Source organism: Burkholderia sp. Se-20373 (assembly GCF_017104705.1).
Taxonomy (GTDB): domain Bacteria; phylum Pseudomonadota; class Gammaproteobacteria; order Burkholderiales; family Burkholderiaceae; genus Burkholderia.
Window position 1 is genome coordinate 1 of sequence record NZ_JAAGPH010000011.1, and the last position, 21,664, is coordinate 21,664.

Consider the following 21,664-nt stretch of genomic DNA (forward strand, 5'->3'; position numbering starts at 1 on the left):
GCCGCCAGCGCGGCCCAGATCGCGGTGGCGCGCGCGGCGCTCATGCCGCGCACGGCGCCGCACACGACGTGCGGCGCACCCGCTTGCGGCAGCGGGCCGGTCGTGACGTGAGCGCCGCGCGGACGATTGGGGTCAGCATCGAAGAAGATTCCGTAAAGCATTGCGCGGCCCGCCTCCCCGCAGGCCGCGCGTCACGAAGCCCGTGCGGGCTCCCCGTCTCGGCCGGTATCCGGGCTGGCGGCGGTCCGGCTCGCCTTCCCGCGCGATGATGCGCAGTGGCCCGCGTCCGCATGCAGGAGCTGCACGCGAAACGCGCCCGAGCCGGCCTGCGTCACGAGACGCGGCCGCTTACCGTTGCGGGGGCAGCGCAGGTTGGCGGGCTTCCGGCGCCCGCGCCCTGCTTCCCGTTTAACCGCGCGTTCCACGCGCGAGCACCGAGGCGGCGCCAGTTTAGGAGCGGGTCGCGCGAGCGTCAAGGAAGCGTCCGGACACGCACGGGACGCGCTGATTCGCGGCAAGAAGCAGGGGTGTTACGACTGGAAACGTTACAGATGTCGGATTGCGCGTTATTCCGCGCTAAAATGCTGGGTCTTTAGAGGACGCAGCAAATGCTCAACGAACTCGAAACCCTATCTCAAAATATTGGCCGTCTGATTTCGCTGAACAAGCGCTATCACTCGGAACGGCTCGCGCTCGAGGAGCAGGTCGCGCAATTGCGCGCGGATGCGGACGCTGTCCGCGCGGAACTCGCGCAACTGCGCGATGAACGCAATGCACTTGCGGCCGAGCGTGACACGCTGTCGGCAAAGATCGACGACGCCCAGGTGAAACTGAACGCGATTCTCGAAAAGCTGCCGCGCTCGAAAAATGCGGAGCAAGCCGACAACCAGCTCGACCTGCTGGATGCGCAGGCGCGTACGGATGGCGATGACGCGGCCAGCCATGGAGAACATGCATGAGCACCAAGCAGATCGAAGTCTCGATTCTCGGTCAGGCCTATCGGCTCGCCTGCTCGGCCGAGACCGAAGCGGCGCTGCTCGAAGCGGTCGCACGCGTCGACGCCGAAATGTCGAAAATCCGCTCGAACAGCTCGGTACGCGGCACCGATCGCATCGCCGTGATGGCGGCGCTGTCGCTCGCGTCCGAATTGCTGCGGCTGCAAACGAGCGTGCGGCACGGTGAAGCATTTCCGGCCGAGGAAATCCGTCGTACAATGCACCAGATGAACGAACAGCTCGGCGCGGTGCTCGCACAGCACGAGACGCAGTAACGTTTTAATCGATGCGTCGATTCCCCTTGATCTCGGCGATCAACGGTGGTCAAATTGGCGCATCGAATCACAGTTCAGTCAGCTTCCCTGCCTGGTTCGCCAAGGTCATATATTCCTTGAACCAATGCCATGTGCACGGTTGCGGAAATTTGTAGCACGGGCGCGCGCGTCACTCTGTCTGATGTACCCGAAGTGCTGCTAACTGCGACCAATTCTGAACCTCAGGTTCAGGATGCCGGCCTAGCGGCCAAGGCGGGGGCCTATCCAACGGCATCGGGCGAAGCCCGGTGCCGTTTTCTTTTGTAGCAGCCTCTTTCTGCGTCGATCACGATCCATGCAATACTGGCTGATGAAGTCCGAACCGGACGAAGCAAGCATCGACGATCTCGCCAACGCACCGCAGCGCTCGCTGCCGTGGACCGGCGTGCGCAACTATCAGGCGCGCAATTTCATGCGCGACACGATGAAGATCGGCGACGGCGTGCTGTTCTATCACTCGAGCTGCCCCGAGCCCGGCATCGCGGGCCTCGCCGAAGTGTCGTCGACGCCCTACCCCGACCCCACGCAGTTCGATCCGACAAGCCCCTATTACGACCCGAAGTCGACGCAGGAAGCACCGCGCTGGCTGCTCGTCGACGTGCGCTTCGTGAAAAAAGCGCCGCTCGTGCCGCTTGCGGCGCTGCGCGAACACGACGAACTCGCCGACATGCGCGTGCTCGCGCGCGGCAACCGGCTGTCGATCACGCCGGTCACGCGCGCCGAATGGCGCTTCATCACCGAAAAGCTGATGAAGTAGGCACACGCCAAAGGTCAAATCTGGTCAGGATGCACTGCCGCAACGGAACTCGCGGCACGTTCGCGCGGCCTAAGCAACCACTGTCGGCCGATCAGGCCGGCTGTCGTTTTTTCGTCGCGCGGTACGCCCGCGTCGTGCACGCGCAATCCGCGTGCACGCTCTCGCACCAGGAGTCCAACAATGACCAAGAAATCCGCACTCGCGCTGTCGCTCGCCCTTGCCGCCGCCGTTCCCGCCGCGCTGACGCTCGCGTCGACCGCCGCGCACGCGCAAACCGCGAACCCGCACTTTCCGGAGCCGGCAGGCGTGCTGTCGCTGTCGTCGCAGGCCAGCGCGGACGTGCCGCAGGACATCATCCACATCACGCTGTTCTACGAGCAGCAGGCCAAGGATCCGGGCAGCCTCACCGCGCAATTGAACCAGCGCGCCGATGCAGCGCTGTCGCAGGCGAAGGGCGTATCGGGCGTCACCGCACACACGGGCGCCTTCTCCGTGTACCCGAGCACCGATCGTGACGGCAAGATCTCCGCATGGCGCGGTCGTACTGAAGTGGCGCTCGAATCGCGCGATTTCGCTGCCGCGTCGAAGCTTGCGGGCCAGTTGTCGAACCTGATGCAGGTCGCGAACGTCGAGTTCTCGCTGTCGCCCGAAGCGCAGCGCGCGGCCGAGCAGAAGCTGACAACCGAGGCGATCAAGTCGTTCCGCGCGCGCGCGGATGAAGCCGCGAAGGCATTCGGTTATGGCAGCTACACGATCCGCGACGTGAACGTCGGCGGCGGCCGCAACGTACAGCCGTACCCGCGCATGATGGCGATGGCCGCGGCGCCGATGGACAGCGCGAAGATGAGCGCACCGATCGCGGTCGAAGGCGGCAAGGCTACCGTGTCGGTCACCGTCAACGGCTCCGTGCAGATGAAGTAACACGCAGCGCACGGTAGTCCGAAATGAAAAACGCCGGCCCGAGGGCCGGCGTTTTGCGTTGACCTGCAGGGTGCCGATGCATGCGCCGATCGCACGTGCATCGACATCGCATCACGCAGCGGCATGCGCCGCGCGGCGTCGATACGCCCAGACCATCAGCGCGACGCCCGCGAGGATCATCGGCAGCGACAGCCACTGCCCCATCGACAGGCCGAGCGCGAGCAGGCCGAGGAAGTCGTCGGGCTCGCGCGCGAACTCGACCGTGAAGCGCGCGAGGCCGTAGCCGATCAGGAACAGCGCGGACACGGCGCCCATCGGCCGCGACTTGCGCGCGAAGAAGAACAGCGCGAAGAACAGCGCGATGCCTTCGAGCGCGATTTCATAGAGCTGCGAAGGATGGCGCGGCAGCATCTGGTATTGCATGAACACGTCGGCAAGATGCCACTTCTCGACGAGTTCCGGATGCTTCGGCAACCATGCCGCATCGTCGCGCATCGCGCCCGGGAACAGCATCGCCCACGGTGCCGAAGGATCGGTCACGCGTCCCCACAGCTCACCGTTGATGAAGTTGCCGAGCCGGCCGGCCGCGAGCCCCGTCGGCACCATCGGCGCGACGAAGTCGGTGACCTGCAGCCAGTGGCGCTTGCGCTGCCACGCGAACAGCATCATCGCGAGCGTCACGCCGAGGAAGCCGCCGTGAAACGACATGCCGCCTTCCCACACCTTGAATACGTCGAGCGGATGCGAGAAGTAGAAATCGGCCTTGTAGAACAGCACATAGCCGAGCCGGCCGCCGAGCACGGTGCCGAGCACGCCGTAGAACATCATGTCGTCGATGTCCTTCGCGGTCCAGCCCTGCGCCGCGACGTGCGGCAGCTTCAGCCGGATCCGGCCGACGACGATCGCCGCGATGAAGCCGACGAGATACATGAGCCCGTACCAGCGCACGGCCAGCGGCCCGAGATGGATCGCAACGGGGTCGAAATTCGGGTGAATGATCATGGGTTAGCGAAGAAGTTTTCGAATGCGGTACGGCCGTCGCAAACGCGCCGCACCGCGCGTTGGACGGCACCGGCGCGTCATCGTTCACGTCACGTGGCGAGGCCCTGCGCGCGCACGACGTCGATGAAGCCGGCCAGCACGGGGCTCACGTCACCGGTGCGCCACACGAGGCCTGTCTCGACGACCGGCGCGTGATCGGCAAGCGGCCGGTAGACCACGCCGGTGCGCCGCAGGTTACGCAGCGATTGCGGCACCAGTGCGACGCCCATGCCGGCCGACACGAGGCTGACGATCGTCTGCATCTGGATCGCCTCCTGGCCGATGTGCGGCGTTGCCCCCGCCGCGCCGTAGCAGCCCGTAATGATGTCATAAAAGCCGGGCGCCAGACGACGCGGAAAGATCACGAGCGGCAACGCGGCAACCTCGGCGAGACGAACGGGCACGTCTTCCGGCGCCTCGCTCGCCGCGGCCGGCATCGCCACCACCAGCGGCTCGCGCATGACGGGCAGGTACGACAACCCGGCCGCGTGGCGCGGCGGCACGGGCGGAATGACGAGCCCCGCGTCGATGCGGCCCGCGACGAGCTCGTCGATCTGCACGTCGCTCGTCGCCTCCGCGAGTTGCAGCCGCACCTGTGGATAGCGCGCGCCGAACGCCCGCAGCAGCGCGGGCAGCAGCCCGTAATCGGCGGTCGACACGAACGCGAGCGACAGCGAGCCGGCCTCGCCGCGCGCGAGCCGTCGCGCCAGCGGCGGCAACGCATCGGCCGCTGCAAGCAGCCGGCGCACGTCCGGCAGCAGCGCCGCCCCGACCGCCGTCAGCGCCACCGAGCGCTTGGTGCGCGCGAACAGCGCGACGCCGAGCGCATCCTCGAGCGCACGGATCGCCTGCGACAGCGGCGGCTGCGTCATCGACAGGCGTTCGGCCGCGCGGCCGAAATGGCGCTCGTCGGCGACGGTCACGAAATAGCGCCACTGGCGCAGGTCGGGAGTCGGATCAGCCATGGCTCTCTCATTCGAAAAACGACTTAATAAGCGACAAATAATATATTGGACATCCCAATCCGGACACTCCATGCTTGATTGATCCGAACCGGCTCGCCGCTCGACGGCGTTGCCCCAGACAACGATGGAGTCCCCCATGGCTTACAACCGTCGCTCGAAGCACATCACGCAAGGCGTGGCCCGCTCGCCGAACCGCTCGATGTATTACGCACTCGGCTACCAGAAGGACGATTTCGACAAGCCGATGGTCGGCATCGCGAACGGCCATTCGACGATCACGCCGTGCAATTCCGGCCTGCAGCGCCTGTCGGATGCGGCCGTCGCGGCCGTGAAGGCGGCCGATGCGAACCCGCAGATCTTCGGCACGCCGACGATTTCGGACGGCATGTCGATGGGCACCGAAGGCATGAAGTACTCGCTCGTGTCGCGCGAGGTGATCGCCGACTGCATCGAGACCTGCGTGCAGGGGCAATGGATGGACGGCGTGGTGGTGGTCGGCGGCTGCGACAAGAACATGCCGGGCGGGATGATCGCGCTCGCGCGCCTGAACGTGCCGGGCATCTACGTGTATGGCGGCACGATCCGCCCCGGCAACTGGAAAGGCCGGGACCTGACGATCGTGTCGTCGTTCGAGGCGGTCGGCGAATTCACCGCGGGCCGGATGTCGCAGGAGGATTTCGAAGGTGTCGAGCAGAACGCCTGCCCGACGTCGGGGTCGTGCGGCGGAATGTACACCGCGAACACGATGAGCTCGTCGTTCGAGGCGCTCGGGATGTCGCTGCTGTACTCGTCGACGATGGCGAACCCCGACCAGGAGAAGGTCGATTCGGCCGCCGAATCGGCGCGTGTGCTCGTCGAGGCCGTGAAGCGCGACCTGAAGCCGCGCGACATCATCACGAAGGCGTCGATCGAGAACGCGGTGTCGGTGATCATGGCGACGGGCGGCTCGACCAATGCGGTGCTGCACTACCTCGCGATCGCGCACGCGGCCGAGGTCGACTGGACGATCGAGGACTTCGAGCGCATCCGCAAGCGTGTGCCCGTGATCTGCGACCTGAAGCCGTCGGGGAAGTACGTCGCGACCGACCTGCACCGGGCCGGCGGGATTCCGCAGGTGCTGAAGATCCTGCTCGACGCAGGGCTGCTGCACGGCGACTGCATGACGATCACCGGGCGCACGCTCGCCGACGAACTGAGGGACGTGCCGAGCGTGCCGCGCGCGGACCAGGACGTGATCTTCCCGGTCGACCGCGCGCTGTACAAGGAAGGCCACCTCGCCATCCTGAAGGGCAATCTCGCGGAAGACGGCGCGGTCGCGAAGATCACCGGCCTGAAGAACCCGGTGATCACGGGCCCGGCACGCGTGTTCGACGACGAGCAGAGCGCGATGGATGCGATTCTCGGCGACCGGATCCGCGCCGGCGACATCCTCGTGCTGCGCTATCTCGGCCCGAAGGGCGGCCCCGGCATGCCGGAAATGCTCGCGCCGACGTCGGCGATCATCGGCAAGGGGCTCGGCGAATCGGTCGGCTTCATCACGGACGGCCGCTTCTCGGGCGGTACCTGGGGGATGGTGGTCGGCCACGTCGCGCCCGAGGCGTTCGTCGGCGGCACGATCGCGCTCGTGCAAGAGGGTGACTCCATCACGATCGACGCGCATCGGCTGCTGCTGCAACTGAACGTCGACGACGCGGAACTCGCGCGCCGCCGCGCCGCATGGCAACAGCCGGCGCCACGCTACACGCGCGGCGTGCTCGCGAAATTCGCGGCGCTCACCCGTCCGGCGAACCAGGGCGCCGTCACGGGTTGATCCGGGCACGTCAAGACATGCGACCCCGATAAACATGGCCGCCGGGGGAACGCGCAAAACGCGCTTTCCCTTTGCTTCTATAATGCGCGGACCATGTAGCCGGCCGTCCCCGCCGGCGGAGAACCGCATGAAACACTCGATATTGCGCGTCCTGCTCGCCACATTGCTGATCGGCAGCGGGGCAGCGGCGCGCGCCGACCAGGCCGACGGGCTCGCGCTGGCCCAGCGCAAGAACTGCATGGCCTGCCACGCGATCGGCAAGCCGCTGATGGGCCCGTCGTTCCACGACATCGCCGGCAAGTATGCGCCGCGCGGCGACGCCGTCGATTACCTTGCCCAGTCGATCGTGAAAGGCAGCGTCGGCGTATGGGGCGGCGTGCCGATGCCCGCCAATACGCAACTGACGAACAGCGAAGCCCGCACGCTCGCGCAATGGGTGCTGTCGATGCGCTGACCCGGACGCCCGGGCCGAAAAGCCAACCTGCCGGATTCCGCCGACTGGCGGGCATGCCCGGCTCACCCGTGCCGTACCCCGCCGGTAGCTTCACCCGCCTTTACGGGAATCGCACCCCGCGTTGCAGCGAAACGCCCGTTGCTTAGCCGGAATGACCGGCGCGGCGCCGTGCGATCTCTTCGTCGACCGCGTCGCGGACCCAACCCATCACCTCGGTTTCCAGCGCCAGCGCCACTTCGCGCGTGATCTGGCCGACCAGCCAGGCCGAATGCTCATGCAGCGCATCGCGACAGCGGCCTTCGATCGCGTCGCGCCCTTCCCCGGTCAGATAGTTCGTCAGGCGATTGCGCAGGCGCTCGGCGATGTGCTGCGCATCTTCCGGCGTCAGCCCGGCTGCGGCCTGCGCTTCAGGCTGCAGCGCAGCGACTGGCACGACGGCCTCCGGCAGGTGCGCTTCACGCGCGTGCCCCACCGCCTCGTGCGCAACCGCGGCGAACGCGGGATGCAGCACATGGTCGTCGGCCAGCGACGATGGCAGCGGCGCACTCATTACGGCTGAATCTTCGGCGACCACGTGCTCCGCGGCACCGGGTTCGGCCGGCGCATCGGTCTCGCCCATCGCTGCCGCGGCAGCCGTCGCCACGTCGCCCGGCAGTTCGATCGCCGGCACATGCGGCGTCGGCACGCATTCGACCACGACGGAATCGGGGTCGAGTTCACTTTGCGCGGAATCGGCCGGCGCCGCACCTGCGGCGTGCGGCACGACCACGTCGGTGAGCACCGGAATCGCCGCGTTGGCCGGCGACTGCGGTACGTCTGGCGCGGGCGAGCGCGCCGGCACCGGCTTGCCCGGCACCAGCACGTCGGTCAGCGTCGGGATCGAGGATGAATCGACTTTGGTCACGGGAACACTCCGTTGACGGTTGCGGCTAGCTGCCCTGCTTGTAGTTGTTCAGCGCGTAGCCGCGGTCGCGGTAGAACCGGTAGCGGTCGCGGCCCGCGGCCAGCTCGTCCGGCGCATTGCCGACCACTTCGAGCAGGCGCTCGAAGCGGGCGAACTGCGCGGGCACGGCTGCGCCGAGGTTCAGCAACACGTGATGATGCGGCACGCGGTCGAGATCCGCGGCCAGCACGATCGGCGTGCCGGCGGCGTGCTCGCTGTCGACACCGCAATGCGGGATGAAATCGAGCGGCGAGAACGTCCAGAGCCGCTCGTCGAGCGCGCGCAGGCGCGCGGGCTCGGCGAGCACGACGACCGGCTGCCCGGCCAGGTAGGCCTTGCGCAGCAGCCGGCACGCGTACGCGAGCGAATCGCCGACGTTCGAGTGGAAATCGATCCGCGTCATTGCCCGCGTACCCGCAGCGTCGTCAATACCGCCATCACTGGCCGGCGCGGTCGATCAGGAACTGCGCGAGCAGCGGCACCGGACGGCCCGTCGCGCCCTTCGCCGCGCCACCCTTCCATGCGGTGCCCGCGATGTCGAGGTGGGCCCACGGATAGCTGTCGGTGAAGCGCGACAGGAAGCACGCGGCCGTCACGGCGCCGGCCGGACGCCCGCCGATGTTCGCGAGATCCGCGAAATTCGACTTCAGCTGATCCTGGTACTCGTCGTCGAGCGGCATGCGCCATGCCGGGTCGTTCGCCTCGCGCGACGCGTCGAGCAGTTCGCCCGCGAGCGCGTCGTCCGTCGAGAACAGGCCGCTGTTGTGGCCGCCCAGCGCGATCACGCACGCGCCCGTCAGCGTGGCAACGTCGATCACCGCAGCCGGCTTGAAGCGCTCGGCATACGTGAGCGCGTCGCACAGGATCAGACGGCCTTCGGCGTCGGTGTTCAGCACCTCGATCGTCAGGCCCTTCATGCTGGTGACGATGTCGCCCGGCTTCGTCGCGTTGCCGCCCGGCATGTTCTCGCAGGTCGGCACGATCGCGACGACGTTGATCTTCAGGCCCATCTCGGCGACCGCACGCATCGTGCCCAGCACGGAACCCGCGCCGCACATGTCGTACTTCATCTCGTCCATGCCCTCGCCCGGCTTCAGCGAGATGCCGCCCGTGTCGAACGTGATGCCCTTGCCGACCAGCACGACCGGCGCGGCCTTCGCGGCGGCGCCCTGGTAGTGCAGCACGATGAACTGCGGCGGCTCGACCGACGCGCGCGCGACCGACAGGAACGAGCCCATCTTCAGCGCCTGGATCTGCTTGAGCCCGAGCACTTCCGCCTTCAGGCCCCAATCCTTCGCGATCTTCTTCGCGGTGTTGCCGAGGTAGGTCGGCGTGCAGACGTTGCCCGGCAGGTTGCCGAGGTCGCGGGTGAGATCCATCCCGTTCGCGAGCGCGACGGCCTGCTTGACCGCGACCTTCGCGGCTTTTTCGTCGGACGGATCGACGCTGAACACGACGCGCTTGAGCGTGTGCGACGCCGGCTCCGGCTTGCTCTTCATCTGCGTGAAGCGGTAGGTCTCGTTGCGCAGCGCGAGGATTGCCGCGCGCACGCCCCAGTCGGAGCTGCGCTCGTCGACCGGCAGTTGCGCGAGCGTGAACGTGACCTGGACGACCTTGGTCGCCAGCAGCGCGCGCCATGCGGCGGTCACGGCATCGTTATAGGCTTTCTGATTGAAAGCATCCTGCTTGCCGAGGCCGACGAGCAGCACGCGCGACGCGCCGATGCCCGACACTTCGTGCAGGAACAGCGTCTTGCCGCGCTTGCCGTCCATGTCGCCGGCCTTGATCACGCGCGAAATCAGCCCCTTGGTGGCCGTGTCGATATCGAGCGCCGCGCCTGACAGGGTCTGCGCCTCGAAGATGCCGAGCACGATGCAGTCGGACTTCCCGGTCAGGAACCCCTTCGCCTCGCCTTTGCTCCAATCACAGCCTTTTATGCTAAAGTCCATCGCGCTTGTCCTCGGATAAAATCTGGGCTAAGGATGAAAGCCGCAATTATCCGCTATTTTTCCCGTGGCGGCGCGAGCGCTCCACCACGCGTGCGCAGCCTCCCGCCCTCTTCTCATCAAGAATGATCTTCGAACGCTCCCTCCAGCGCGAGCTTGCGTATACGGCTGGCGCCGTGTTCATGGTGCTGCTCACGATCATGCTCACGACGATGATGATCCGCATCGTCGGCTACGCCGCGTCCGGTGAAATCGATCCGCGGGACGTCCTCGTGCTGATCGGCCTCACCGTGATCGGCTACCTCGCCGTGATGCTCGTCGTCACGCTGTTCGTGTCGATCCTGTTCGTGCTGACCCGGTGGTACCGGGACTCCGAAATGGTCGTGTGGCTCGCGTCCGGCGTGAGCCTCACGCGCCTCATCAAGCCGATCGGCGTGTTCGCCACGCCGATCATCCTGCTGATCGCCTTCTTCGCGTTCGTCGGCTGGCCGTGGTCGAACCAGCAAAGCAAGATGATCAAGGCGCGCTTCCAGCAGCGCGACGAGATCTCGCTGCTCGCGCCCGGCCAGTTCCGCGAATCGGCCTCGAACCACCGCGTGTTCTTCATCGAGAAGATGACGCCCGACCAGAGCAAGGTGCAGAACGTGTTCGTGACCTCGACCGAGAACGGCAAGGTCAACGTGGTCGTGTCGCAGACGGGGCACACGGAAACGCGCGACGGCAGCCGCTTCGTCGTCCTGGAGGACGGCCGCCGCTACGACGGCACGCCCGGCCAGCCGAACTTCAAGATCATGGAGTTCGAGCGCTATGGCGTGAAGATCACGAGCACCCCGGTCACCAACGTGCAGACCACCAATAGCACGCCGACGCCGGACCTGCTGCGCAACCCGACGAACGACAACCTCGCGGAATTCGCGTGGCGCGCGGGGCTGCCGCTGATCGCGCTCAACCTGATGGTGCTCGGCATTCCGCTGTCGTACCAGAACCCGCGCCGCAGCCGCACGATCAACCTCGTGATGGCCGTGCTGATCTACCTCACGTACTCGAACCTGCTGAACGTGGTGCAGTCGCAGATCGAGCAGGGCAAGATGTCGTTCGGCGTCGGTCTCGTCGGCCTGCATCTGGTCGTCGCGGCGATCGTCGCGTTCATCTTCTGGTTGCGCGTGCGCAATCGTCCGCTGTTTACACGCGCGCTGTTCGGCCGCTCGGGAGCATGATCGATGCGGCTCTATGAAAAGTACTTCGCGCGACAGATCTACGTCACGTTCGTCTTCATCCTGTTCGCGTTCTCGGGCCTGTTCTTCTTCTTCGACCTGATCAGCGAACTGAACTCGGTCGGGCACGGCAACTACAAGTTCGGCTACGCGGTGCTGCGCGTCGCGCTGCAGACCCCGTCGCGCTTCTACGAAATAATCCCGGTCGCCGCGCTGATCAGCGCGATCTACGTGTTCGCGCAGATGGCCGCGAACTCGGAATTCACGATCTTCCGCGTGTCGGGCCTCGCGACCAACCAGGCGCTGCGCTCGCTGCTGAAGATCGGCGTGCCGCTCGTGATCATCACCTACCTGATCGGCGAATTCGTCGGCCCGTACGCCGACCAGCTGTCCGAACGCGTGCGGCTGCAGGCGCTCGGCGCATCGGTGTCGTCGAACTTCCAGTCGGGTGTGTGGGTGAAGGACACGCTCGCGGCCCGTGAAAACGGCGAGCAGGTCACGCGCTTCGTCAACGTCGGCAGCCTGTCGCCCGACTCGACGATCAGCAACGTGCGCATCTATGAATTCGATTCGAAATTCCAGCTGCGCAACGTGCGGATCGCGCAGACGGGCCGCTACGAGCCGCCCGGCCACTGGCTGCTGAAGGGCGTCAACGAAACCGAGCTGACGCCGATCAAGCCGATCAGCGGCCAGCCTGCCGACGCGCTGAACCCCGTGTACCGGTCGCAGCAGGTATCGCTGCCCGAATACCGGCTGCGCTCGGACCTGACACCGCAGATCCTGTCGGTGCTGCTCGTGTCGCCGGATCGCATGTCGATCATCAACCTGTTCCGCTACATCCAGCATTTGCACGAGAACCAGCAGGACACGCAGCGCTACGACATCGCGTTGTGGCGCAAACTGCTGTATCCGTTCGCGGTGTTCGTGATGCTCGTGCTGTCGCTGCCGTTCGCGTACCTGCACACGCGTGCGGGCGTGGTCGGCGTGAAGGTGTTCGGCGGCATCATGCTCGGCATGAGCTTCCAGCTCCTCAATACGCTGTTCTCGCACATCGGCACGTTGAACACGTGGCCCGCGCCGCTCACCGCGGCGACGCCGGGCCTGATCTATCTCGCGCTCGGCCTGTTCGCGCTCAAGTGGGTCGACCGGCACTGAGCGCCGCGTCACGACGGAGGCTTCGACATGAATTCGCACGGCATCGTCCTGTTCGGCCACGGCGCGCGTGATCCGCGCTGGGCCGAGCCGTTCGAACGGCTCGCCGCGCGGCTGCGCGGCGCCCCCTCCCCCGCCGCCCGTGTGTCGCTCGCGTTCCTCGAACTGATGACGCCGTCGCTCGGCGACGCGGTCGCCGAGCAGGTCGCGGCCGGCTGCACCCACATCACCGTGGTGCCGGTGTTCTTCGGCCAGGGCGGCCATGTCCGCCGCGACCTGCCGCAGCTCGTCGACGCGTGCCGCGCCGTGCATCCGGGTGTCGAGATCCGCTGCGCGACGGCCGTCGGCGAAGACGACGGCGTGCTCGACGCGATCGCGCGCTACTGCATCGACCAGATCGGCGACGGCGCGTAAATCACGCCCGTCACGGCCAACAAAGAAAAAGCGCCGGCTTCCGCCAGCGCTTTTTTCGTTTGGAACTCCAGCCGGGTTCCGCTCAGGCTGCACTTCGCAGCGCATCGCCGGCTTTCGCCTGCCCGGCGCGCTCGGCGAACGCGTCGCCGATCATCAGCAGGCTCGGTTCCGCGGGATCGAGCCACGCCTGCGCGTCGCCCGCCGCCATCTGCGCGAGCGTCAGCGTCAGCGTACGTTCGCGCGCGGTGCTGCACGCCTCCACGATCGCCACCGGCGTCGCCGGCGCACGGCCCGCGTCGATCAGCTCCTGCGCAATGCCGGGCGCGCTGTCGCGGCCCATGTAATAGACGATCGAATCGGCGCGCGCGGCTTCGCGAATCTCGTCGCTGCCCGGCGCGCGGCTGTGCGTCGCGAACGCGACGCTGCGCGATACGCCGCGCAACGTCAGCGAACGCTTCAGCGTCGCCGCCCCGGCCAGCGCCGCGGTGATCCCCGGCACGACCTCGTAGTCGATGCCGGCCGCTTCCAGCGCGCGCATCTCCTCTTCGGCGCGACCGAACAGCATCGGGTCGCCGCCCTTCAGCCGCACGACGCACGCATGCTCGCGTGCCGCATCGACGATCTGCTTGTTGATGAAGTGCTGCGCGGTCGAGCGCTGCCCGCAGCGCTTGCCGACGGCGATCCGGCGCGCATTCGGCGCGTAGTCGAGCATCGCGGGCTCGACGAGCGCGTCGTGCAGCACGACGTCCGCCTGCTCGAGCAGCCGCGCGCCGCGCACCGTGATGAGGTCGGCCGCGCCCGGCCCTGCTCCGATCAGATACACCTTGCCCATGTTTGTCGCTTCGCCTTCCAGCGGGTGTCGGCTCCGGCCCGCGCCACCGCGAAGCGGCGCGGTTGCCCGGTCATGCCGAGAACGCCCGGATCATCCCTGCGGCGACCGTGTGATGCGTCGCCTCGTCGATCAGCACGAACGCACCGGTACCCGGATGCGCGTCGTACGTGTCGCACACGATCGGCTTCTGCAGCGTCAGCGCGACGCGGCCGATGTCGTTCATCTTCAGATCGTGACGGTCGGTCGCGTGCGACAGCGTGTGCACGTCGAGCACCTGCTTGACGCCGCCGATCTTCGCGAACACCGTGCTGGTGGTCTGCTTCAGCAGGTACTTGCGCTGCGGCGACAGCGGCGTCTCGTCGAACCAGCACAGATCGGCTTCGAGCTTCTTCGCCGGCTCGACCGGCTCGCCGGACGTGACGAACATGTCGCCGCGCGACACGTCGACGTCCTCCGCGAGGCGGATCGTCACGGTCTGGCCCGCGAATGCGTGCGGCACGGACGCGGTGCCGCCCGGCACCGGCGCGACGATCTCCGCGATCGTCGCCGTGCGGTTCGACGGCAGCACGACGATCTCGTCGCCGACCTTCACTTCGCCCGACTCGATCCGGCCCATGTAGCCGCGGAAATCGTCCGCCGAGCTGCCGTCCTGGCGCGCGACCCATTGCACCGGGAAGCGCAGCGCGTCATGCGCCTGCGTCTCGACCGGCAGCGATTCGAGCACGTCGAGCAGCGGTTCGCCCGCGTACCACGGCATGCGCTCGCTCGCGCCGACGATGTTGTCGCCCTTCAGCGCCGACACCGGCACGAAGCGCACGTCGTTCAGGCCGAGCTGCTTCGCGAGCGTGACGTACGCGTCGCGGATCTCGTTGAAGCGCGCTTCGCTGTAGTCGACCAGATCCATCTTGTTGATCGCGACGATCACGTGCTGCAGCCCGAGCAGCTTGACGATCGCGCTGTGGCGCTTGGTCTGCGGCAGGAGTTGCACGACACCGTTTTCGACCGTGATGCGCGTCGCGTCGATCAACACGATCGCCGCATGCGCGGTCGATGCGCCCGTCACCATGTTGCGCGTGTACTGCTCGTGGCCCGGCGTATCGGCGATGATGAACTTGCGCTTCGCGGTCGCGAAATAGCGGTACGCGACGTCGATCGTGATGCCCTGCTCGCGCTCGGCTTCGAGGCCGTCGGTCAGCAGCGCGAGGTCGAGCTCGTCGCCGACCGTGCGCTTGTTCTTCGCACGCGACAGCGCGGACAGCTGGTCGGACAGCACGGCCTTGCTGTCGTACAGCAGGCGGCCGATCAGCGTGCTCTTGCCGTCGTCGACGCTGCCTGCGGTAATGAAGCGCAGCACGCCGAGGTCTTCGGTGTTCTCGATGATGCTCATGATGTGAATGTCCTCGTGTGCTTCAGAAATAACCTTGCTTCTTGCGCTGTTCCATCGCGGCTTCGGAGGCCTGGTCGTCCATCCGGGTCGCGCCGCGCTCGGTGATCTCGGTCACCGCCGTCTCGGCGATGATCTTCTCGACGTCGTCCGCGTCGCTCTCGACCGGGCACGTGCAGGAAATGTCGCCGACCGTGCGGAAGCGCACCTGCGCGAGCTCGCTCGTCTCGCCGTCACGCATCGGCGTGAGCGGCGTGACGGGCACGAGCAGCCCGTTGCGGCGCACGATCTCGCGCTGGTGCGCGTAATAGATCGACGGCAGTTCGAGGTTTTCGCGCGCGATGTACTGCCACACGTCGAGTTCGGTCCAGTTCGAGATCGGGAACACGCGCAGGTGCTCGCCGTTGTGCAGGCGGGCGTTGTACAGGCTCCACAGTTCCGGGCGCTGCGCCTTCGGATCCCACTGGCCGAATTCGTCGCGGAACGAGAAGATGCGTTCCTTCGCACGCGCCTTCTCTTCGTCGCGCCGCGCGCCGCCGATCAGCGCCGTGTAGCCATGCTGCTCGATCGTCTCGAGCAACGTGACGGCCTGCGCGGCATTGCGCGAATCGGTTTCGCGGCGCAGCACGACCGTGCCGCGCTTGATCGAATCCTCGACGTGGCCGACGACCAGCTCGGCGCCGAGTTCTTGCGCGCGGCGATCGCGGAAGTCGATCACTTCTTCGTAGTTGTGGCCCGTATCGATGTGCACGAGCGGGAACGGCAGCGTCGTCTTGCGGTTCGCGCCGAGGCCGAATGCCTTCAGCGCCAGATGCAGCACGACGACCGAATCCTTGCCGCCCGAGAACAACAGCGCCGGCTTGCTGCATTCGGCGACCAGTTCGCGCAGGATGTGGATCGACTCGGCTTCGAGCCAGTCGAGGTGGCCCATGCGGTTGTCGGCACCGGCGGGCGGGGCAAAGGCGGATTGCTCGAGCGTCGTGCTCATGATTTCAGTCCTTCTCTTCTGGGTTCGTGCCGCCCGCTGTCGCAGGCGGCGCAATATTCAGTTTCTTGTCAGGCTTTCAGTGCGTGGCGCCGGCTTCGGCGTCCGCGGGAATCGGCGTGATCGTCGTGATGTGCAAGCCGCATTCCTTCGTATCGCGCGACTCCCACCACCAGCGGCCCGCGCGGCTGTCCTCGCCGGGACGGATCGCCCGCGTACACGGCTCGCAGCCGATGCTCGGGTAGCCGCGCGCATGCAGCGGATTCACCGGCACGTCAAACGCCTCGAGATACGCCCACACGTCGCTTTCCGTCCAGTCGGCGAGCGGATTGTACTTCGCGATCCCGCGCGCTTCGTCCTGTTCTTCCTCGTGCAGCTCGGCACGCGTGACCGACTGCTCGCGGCGCTGGCCCGTGACCCATGCGCCGACGTCCGCGAGCGCGCGATTCAGCGGCTCGACCTTGCGGATGTGGCAGCACGACTTGCGCAGCTCGACGCCCTCGTAGAACGCGTTCAGGCCGTGCTCGGCGACATACTGGTCGACCGCGTCCTGCTGCGGATGGAACTGCTCGATCTCGTAGCCGTAGCGCTCGCGCACACGATCGATCATGCCGAGCGTTTCCGCGTGCAGGCGGCCCGTGTTCAGCGAGAAGATGCCGATCCGCACGCCCTTCGACAGGATCGCATGCGTCAGCAGCATGTCTTCCGCCGCGAGGCTGCTCGCGAACTTCACCTTCTCGTGACGGGCACCGATCTGCGCGAGCAGCGCATCGAGGCGCTCGACCTTCGCGGCGAGTTCCGGCGTCAGCGCGGTAGCGGTCGTGGTGCTCATGCGCTCACCTTCGCGTCGGGCGTCGCGCCGCGGCGGCGAAACAGCGGTTCGGGCTGGTCGAACGCGCCCTGGTAACGCTGCGTGAATTCCGTGAACGCATTCAGCGCGTCGTGGATGTCCTTGTCGGCGCGCACCGCGTAGGCGTCGAAGCCGCAACGCGACATGTACAGCAACTGGTCGCGCAGCACGTCGCCGATCGCGCGCAGTTCGCCCGTCCAGCCGTGGCGCTCGCGCAGCAGGCGCGCGATGCTGTAGCCGCGGCCGTCCGCGAAGCGCGGGAACTCGACGGCGATCAGCGAAATCGCACCGAAATCGGCCACGAGATCGGCCGGCTCGCTGTCCGGCGCGAGCCACACGCCGAGCTCGTCCTTCGTCTTCGCGGCGACGAGCGCCGCGCGCTCGGCCTGCCACAACACGAACGGCACCAGCACCTTGCCGGCCGGCAACGCGTCGACCGCGGGCAGTGCGCCGTCTTCCGCCGCGCGCACGACCTGCCATGCATCGTCGATCACTGCGCGGTTCTTGATAATCGAAGCCATCTGCTAATTCCTTCTACCCGGTTGGTTACGCGTTCACTGCCTGGCGCGCCGCATACACGCGCTCCTTGAACGGCGCGATGCCGATGCGATCGTACGTGTCGACGAAACGCTCGCCGTCGACGCGCGATTCGACGAACGTGTCGATCAGCTTCGCGATCACGTCGGGCACTTCTTCCGCCGAGAACGACGGCCCGATCACGCGGCCGAGGCGCGCGCCGTTCCGGCCCGTGCCCTGCTCGCCGCCGAGCGACACCTGGTACCACTCGGCGCCGTCCTTGTCGACGCCGAGGATGCCGATGTTGCCGACGTGGTGGTGACCGCACGAGTTCATGCAACCGGAAATGTTCAGCGACAGGTCGCCGAGGTCGTACACGTAGTCGAGATCGTCGAAACGCTGCTGGATCGCCAGCGCGATCGGGATCGACTTCGCGTTCGCGAGCGAGCAGAAGTCGCCGCCGGGGCACGCGATGATGTCGGTCAGCAGGCCGATGTTCGGCGTCGCGAAACCGGCTGCCTTCGCCTTTTCCCACACCGCGAACAGATCGCGCTTCTTCACGTTCGCGAGAATCAGGTTCTGCTCGTGCGACACGCGCAGCTCGCCGAACGAGTAAGCGTCGGCCCAGTCGGCCACCAGCTCCATCTGCTGGTCGGTCGCGTCACCCGGCGCGATACGGTGATCCTTCAGCGACAGCGTGACGGCGGCATAGCCGGACACCTTGTGCGGGGCAACGTTACGCTCGACCCAGCGCGCGAACGCCTTGTTCTCGAGCAGGTGCTGTTCGAACGATGCGTCGGTGTCGGCCAGCTTCTCGTAGACGGGCGGCTGGAAGTACTGCGACACGCGGTCGACTTCCGCCTGCGTGAGCGTCGACGGGCCGTCCTTCAGGTGCTGCCACTCTTCCTCGACCTGCTGCGCGAACTTCGCGGGCGACAACGCCTTCACGAGGATCTTGATGCGCGCCTTGTACAGGTTGTCGCGGCGGCCGTAACGGTTGTACACGCGCAGCACGGCTTCGCAATAGGTGAGCAGGTGCTGCCACGGCAGGTCTTCCTTGATCACCGCGCCGATGATCGGCGTACGGCCGAGGCCGCCGCCCGCGAGGATGCTCGCGACCACTTCGCCCTGCGCGTTCTTCTTCAGGTACACGCCGAGGTCGTGGATCTGCACGGCCGCGCGGTCGTCCTTCGAGCCCGACACCGCGATCTTGAACTTGCGCGGCAGCCATGCGAATTCGGGATGGAACGTCGACCACTGACGGAGGATTTCCGACCACGGACGCGGATCGATCTCTTCGTCCTGCGCGACACCGGCGAACTGGTCGGCCGTGATGTTGCGGATGCAGTTGCCCGACGTCTGGATGCCGTGCATCTGCACCGACGCGAGCTTCGCGAGGATCTCGGGCGTTTCTTCCAGCTTGATCCAGTTGAACTGGATGTTCGAGCGGGTCGAGAAGTGACCGTAGCCGCGGTCGTGTTCGCGGGCAATGCGCGCCAGCATCCGGAGCTGGTCGCTGCGCAGGTTGCCGTACGGAATCGCGATGCGGTGCATGTACGCGTGGCGCTGCATGTAGAGGCCGTTCTGCAGGCGCAGCGGACGGAACTCGTCTTCGCTCAACTCGCCCGACAGCCGGCGGCGCACCTGATCGCGGTACTGCGCGACACGCTCGTCGACGATCGTCTGGTCGTATTGGTCGTACTGATACATTCGGGGACCCCAGGGTTTTCGTGGTGACCGCGCGACGTCCTAGCCACGTCGCGCCCGAATCTCCGTTCCGCCGCTATCGCCGGCCTTCCGCTGCCCGGCTGGATTGCTAATGACGAAAACAGATATCCATATTTGAAAAACTCCGGTGAATCGTAATAAACTCGCCTTATATTTCAAACGACTAAAAAATTCTGTTGATATGCGGAAGGGTTATAAATGAACCTGCACCAATTTCGCTTCGTGCGCGAGGCCGTCCGGCAGAATTTCAATCTCACCGAGGCCGCCAAGGCGCTCTACACGTCGCAACCGGGGGTATCGAAGGCGATCATCGAGCTCGAGGACGAGCTGGGCGTCGAGATCTTCACACGGCACGGCAAGCGCGTGCGCTCGCTCACCGAGCCGGGTCGGATCATCCTCGCGTCGGTCGAGCGGATTCTCCAGGAGGTTGAAAGCCTTAAAAGGGTCGGTAAGGATTATGCCGCACAGGATCAGGGCAACCTGACCATCGCCGCGACCCACACGCAGGCCCGCTACTCGCTGCCGGCCGCGATCGCCGAGTTCAAGAAGCGCTTCCCGAAGGTCCACCTGTCGATCCTGCAGGGCAGCCCGACGCAGGTGGCCGAGATGGTGATCCACGACCAGGCCGATCTCGCGATCGCGACCGAGGCGATCTCCGACTACAAGGAACTCGTGTCGCTGCCCTGCTTCCAGTGGCACCACGCGGCCGTCGTGCCGGCCGACCATCCGCTGCTCGAACGCAAGCCGGTCACGCTCGACGATCTCGCGCAGTACCCGCTGATCACGTACGACGATGCGTTCGCGGGCCGCAAGAAGATCAACCATGCGTTCGCGCTGCGCGGGCTGTCGCCGGACATCGTGCTCGAGGCGATCGATGCCGACGTGATCAAGACCTACGTCGAGCTCGGCCTCGGCGTCGGCATCATGGCCGACATCGCGTTCAATCCGGAGCGTGACCGCAGCCTGCGGCTGATCCCGGTCGGCCACCTGTTCGGCAGCAACGTGACGCGCGTCGCGCTCAAGCAGGGCGCCTACCTGCGCAGCTATGTGTATACGCTGGTCGAACTGCTGTCGCCGACGCTGAACCGCAAGCTGATCGAGCAGGCGCTCAAGGGCGAATCCGAATCGTACGAACTCTGAGCGGCGTGTATAAACACGGGGGCGCACATCGCGCCCCTTTTTGCTGTCCGACGGAGAATTCCGCATGACGCTTCCCGCCCTGTTGCGCCGCGCTGCCGGCGCCGCCCTGGTGCTGGCCTGCACCGCCGCGCATGCCGACCTGAAGGTCGGCGTCGACCTGTCGTCGACCGGCCCGGCCGCCGCGATCGGCATCACAAGCAAGAACGCGATCCTGATGTGGCCGAAGACGATCGCCGGGCAACCCGTGCAGGTAACGGTGCTCGACGACGCGTCCGACCCGGGCACGGCGGTGCGCAACATCCGCAAGCTGGTCGACGAGGATCATGTCGACGTCGTGGTCGGGCCGAACATCACGCCGGCCGCGCTCGCGGCGCTCGACGCGGTGGCCGCCGGGCAGACGCCGATGATCACGCTGGTCGGCTCGGGCGCGATCGTCGAGCCGCAGGAAGGCGCGCGGACCTGGGCGTTCAAGATGGCGCAGAGCGACCGCGCGATGGCCGACGTGATGACGCGCTATATGGCGAACCACGGCGTGAAGACGGTCGGCTTCATCGGCTTCGCGGACAGCTACGGCGACAGCTGGCTGAACGAGTTCACGCGCTTCGCGGACCTGCGCAAGATCCGCGTGGTCGCGACCGAGCGCTTCAACCGCACCGACGCGAGCGTCACGGGCCAGGCGCTGAAGCTGATCGCGGCGAAACCCGACGCGATCCTGATCGCGGGCTCGGGCACGCCGGCCGTGCTGCCGCAGCGCACGCTGATCGAGCGCGGCTACAAGGGCCCGGTCTACCAGACGCACGGGATCGCGACACCGGAATTCATCAAGCTCGGCGGCAAGGATGTCGACGGGACGCTGTTCCCGACCCAGCCGGTGGTCGTCGCGCGCACGCTGCCGGCCGATCATCCGGCCCGCAAGGCCGCGCTCGCGTTCGTCGACGCGTACGAAGCGAAGTACGGCGCCGCCACGGTCACGCAGTTCGCGGGCGACGCGGCGGGCGTCTACCCGCGCCTCGCCGACGCGGTCGGCCGCGCATTGAAGGCCGCCCAGCCCGGCACCCCCGCGTTCCGCGCGGCGCTGCGGCGCGAGCTGGAACGCGCGCACGAGCTCGTCGTGCCGAACGGTGTCGTCAACACGAGCGACAAGGATCATGTGGGACTCGACCAGCGCGCAAGCGTGATGGGGATCGTCAAGCAGGGCCGATTCGTCTACCTCAGTCAGTGACGTGCGCGGCCCGCAACCGGGCAGCTTGCCCGGCGGCTGGATTTCGGACATAATCCGCGTTTCGCCGCGCACCATCGCATG

Annotated in this window: 22 protein-coding genes, 1 other RNA gene and 1 riboswitch; of the genes, 12 read left to right on the forward strand and 11 right to left on the reverse strand. The window is 66.6% G+C overall.

Translation table 11 applies throughout. The features are described 5' to 3' along the window. Positions 1 to 202: 202 nt before the first annotated feature. Positions 203 to 454, reverse strand: a riboswitch (cobalamin riboswitch). 154 nt (positions 455 to 608) lie between these two features. From G3N96_RS06210 to G3N96_RS06230, 5 genes are all read left to right on the forward strand, one after another. After that, complete coding sequence (locus G3N96_RS06210) at positions 609 to 959, forward strand: ATPase (RefSeq protein ID WP_089440812.1); 351 nt, start codon at positions 609 to 611, stop codon at positions 957 to 959. Further along, positions 956 to 1,270: a cell division protein ZapA gene (locus tag G3N96_RS06215; protein WP_011352906.1), complete on the forward strand. Its 315-nt coding sequence runs from the start codon at positions 956 to 958 to the stop codon at positions 1,268 to 1,270. Before G3N96_RS06210 ends, G3N96_RS06215 begins: the two co-directional genes overlap by 4 nt. Positions 1,271 to 1,351: 81 nt before the next feature. Beyond that, a non-coding RNA gene (ssrS, locus tag G3N96_RS06220) (6S RNA) lies at positions 1,352 to 1,533 on the forward strand. A 71-nt stretch (positions 1,534 to 1,604) separates the two neighbouring features. After that, entirely contained in the window at positions 1,605 to 2,066 is a 462-nt protein-coding gene (locus G3N96_RS06225; RefSeq protein WP_206136664.1) for an EVE domain-containing protein, read from the forward strand. 180 nt (positions 2,067 to 2,246) lie between these two features. Then, positions 2,247 to 2,987: an SIMPL domain-containing protein gene (locus G3N96_RS06230; protein WP_089426114.1), complete on the forward strand. Its 741-nt coding sequence runs from the start codon at positions 2,247 to 2,249 to the stop codon at positions 2,985 to 2,987. 111 nt (positions 2,988 to 3,098) lie between these two features. Here the strand turns inward: G3N96_RS06230 and lgt are convergent, their stop codons facing one another. Both lgt and G3N96_RS06240 read right to left on the reverse strand, forming a co-directional pair. Next, a complete protein-coding gene (lgt, locus tag G3N96_RS06235) occupies positions 3,099 to 3,989 on the reverse strand; it encodes a prolipoprotein diacylglyceryl transferase (protein WP_069248621.1) in 891 nt (296 codons plus the stop codon). Between the two features lie 89 nt (positions 3,990 to 4,078). Next, positions 4,079 to 4,993 carry a LysR substrate-binding domain-containing protein gene (locus G3N96_RS06240; protein ID WP_206136665.1) on the reverse strand — a complete coding sequence of 305 codons (915 nt, stop codon included), beginning with the start codon at positions 4,991 to 4,993 and terminating at the stop codon, positions 4,079 to 4,081. Positions 4,994 to 5,129: 136 nt separating this feature from the next. Here G3N96_RS06240 and ilvD point away from each other — a divergent pair, with 136 nt between their 5' ends. Together ilvD and G3N96_RS06250 are read left to right on the forward strand one after the other, a co-directional pair. After that, positions 5,130 to 6,803: a dihydroxy-acid dehydratase gene (ilvD, locus tag G3N96_RS06245; protein ID WP_206136666.1), complete on the forward strand. Its 1,674-nt coding sequence runs from the start codon at positions 5,130 to 5,132 to the stop codon at positions 6,801 to 6,803. Between the two features lie 127 nt (positions 6,804 to 6,930). After that, positions 6,931 to 7,257 (forward strand): c-type cytochrome, encoded by a 327-nt coding sequence (locus G3N96_RS06250; RefSeq protein WP_124583041.1) that lies wholly within the window; start codon positions 6,931 to 6,933, stop codon positions 7,255 to 7,257. A 142-nt stretch (positions 7,258 to 7,399) separates the two neighbouring features. Here the strand turns inward: G3N96_RS06250 and G3N96_RS06255 are convergent, their stop codons facing one another. From G3N96_RS06255 to G3N96_RS06265, 3 genes are read right to left on the reverse strand one after another with little or no spacing between them, the layout of a single operon-like run. Then, positions 7,400 to 8,161: a DUF2486 family protein gene (locus G3N96_RS06255; RefSeq protein ID WP_206136667.1), complete on the reverse strand. Its 762-nt coding sequence runs from the start codon at positions 8,159 to 8,161 to the stop codon at positions 7,400 to 7,402. A gap of 25 nt (positions 8,162 to 8,186) precedes the next feature. Then, positions 8,187 to 8,603: a DNA polymerase III subunit chi gene (locus G3N96_RS06260; RefSeq protein WP_124583045.1), complete on the reverse strand. Its 417-nt coding sequence runs from the start codon at positions 8,601 to 8,603 to the stop codon at positions 8,187 to 8,189. 34 nt (positions 8,604 to 8,637) lie between these two features. Then, a complete protein-coding gene (locus G3N96_RS06265) occupies positions 8,638 to 10,149 on the reverse strand; it encodes a leucyl aminopeptidase (RefSeq protein ID WP_124583047.1) in 1,512 nt (503 codons plus the stop codon). 122 nt (positions 10,150 to 10,271) lie between these two features. Here G3N96_RS06265 and lptF point away from each other — a divergent pair, with 122 nt between their 5' ends. The 3 genes from lptF to G3N96_RS06280 are packed head-to-tail and all read left to right on the forward strand — an operon-like array spanning position 10,272 to position 12,926. Beyond that, positions 10,272 to 11,363, forward strand: a complete 1,092-nt coding sequence (gene lptF / locus G3N96_RS06270; RefSeq protein WP_124583049.1) for an LPS export ABC transporter permease LptF — start codon at positions 10,272 to 10,274, stop codon at positions 11,361 to 11,363. 3 nt (positions 11,364 to 11,366) lie between these two features. Continuing rightward, positions 11,367 to 12,515, forward strand: a complete 1,149-nt coding sequence (lptG, locus tag G3N96_RS06275; RefSeq protein ID WP_124583051.1) for an LPS export ABC transporter permease LptG — start codon at positions 11,367 to 11,369, stop codon at positions 12,513 to 12,515. Between the two features lie 27 nt (positions 12,516 to 12,542). Continuing rightward, on the forward strand, positions 12,543 to 12,926 hold the full coding sequence (locus tag G3N96_RS06280) for a CbiX/SirB N-terminal domain-containing protein (RefSeq protein ID WP_124583053.1): 384 nt from the start codon (positions 12,543 to 12,545) through the stop codon (positions 12,924 to 12,926). Between the two features lie 82 nt (positions 12,927 to 13,008). On the opposite strand, the gene cobA is transcribed toward G3N96_RS06280, so the two are convergent. The 6 genes from cobA to G3N96_RS06310 all read right to left on the reverse strand — a co-directional run bounded on the left by cobA (position 13,009) and on the right by G3N96_RS06310 (position 19,203). Continuing rightward, positions 13,009 to 13,758 (reverse strand): uroporphyrinogen-III C-methyltransferase, encoded by a 750-nt coding sequence (gene cobA / locus G3N96_RS06285; protein ID WP_124583055.1) that lies wholly within the window; start codon positions 13,756 to 13,758, stop codon positions 13,009 to 13,011. Positions 13,759 to 13,828: 70 nt separating this feature from the next. Further along, positions 13,829 to 15,145: a sulfate adenylyltransferase subunit 1 gene (locus G3N96_RS06290; protein WP_124583057.1), complete on the reverse strand. Its 1,317-nt coding sequence runs from the start codon at positions 15,143 to 15,145 to the stop codon at positions 13,829 to 13,831. Between the two features lie 22 nt (positions 15,146 to 15,167). Then, positions 15,168 to 16,130: a sulfate adenylyltransferase subunit CysD gene (gene cysD, locus G3N96_RS06295; RefSeq protein WP_124583059.1), complete on the reverse strand. Its 963-nt coding sequence runs from the start codon at positions 16,128 to 16,130 to the stop codon at positions 15,168 to 15,170. A gap of 76 nt (positions 16,131 to 16,206) precedes the next feature. After that, positions 16,207 to 16,959: a phosphoadenylyl-sulfate reductase gene (locus tag G3N96_RS06300; protein WP_206136668.1), complete on the reverse strand. Its 753-nt coding sequence runs from the start codon at positions 16,957 to 16,959 to the stop codon at positions 16,207 to 16,209. Beyond that, complete coding sequence (locus tag G3N96_RS06305; protein WP_206136669.1) at positions 16,956 to 17,498, reverse strand: DUF934 domain-containing protein; 543 nt, start codon at positions 17,496 to 17,498, stop codon at positions 16,956 to 16,958. The genes G3N96_RS06300 and G3N96_RS06305 overlap by 4 nt, the downstream gene beginning before the upstream one ends. Before the next feature lie 25 nt (positions 17,499 to 17,523). After that, positions 17,524 to 19,203: a nitrite/sulfite reductase gene (locus G3N96_RS06310; protein ID WP_206136670.1), complete on the reverse strand. Its 1,680-nt coding sequence runs from the start codon at positions 19,201 to 19,203 to the stop codon at positions 17,524 to 17,526. Positions 19,204 to 19,419: 216 nt separating this feature from the next. Between G3N96_RS06310 and G3N96_RS06315 the strand changes: the two genes are divergently transcribed. Both G3N96_RS06315 and G3N96_RS06320 read left to right on the forward strand, forming a co-directional pair. Further along, positions 19,420 to 20,361, forward strand: coding sequence for a CysB family HTH-type transcriptional regulator (locus G3N96_RS06315; protein WP_046544612.1), 942 nt, complete (start codon positions 19,420 to 19,422; stop codon positions 20,359 to 20,361). Between the two features lie 64 nt (positions 20,362 to 20,425). After that, on the forward strand, positions 20,426 to 21,583 hold the full coding sequence (locus G3N96_RS06320) for an ABC transporter substrate-binding protein (protein WP_206136671.1): 1,158 nt from the start codon (positions 20,426 to 20,428) through the stop codon (positions 21,581 to 21,583). Positions 21,584 to 21,664: the final 81 nt, after the last annotated feature.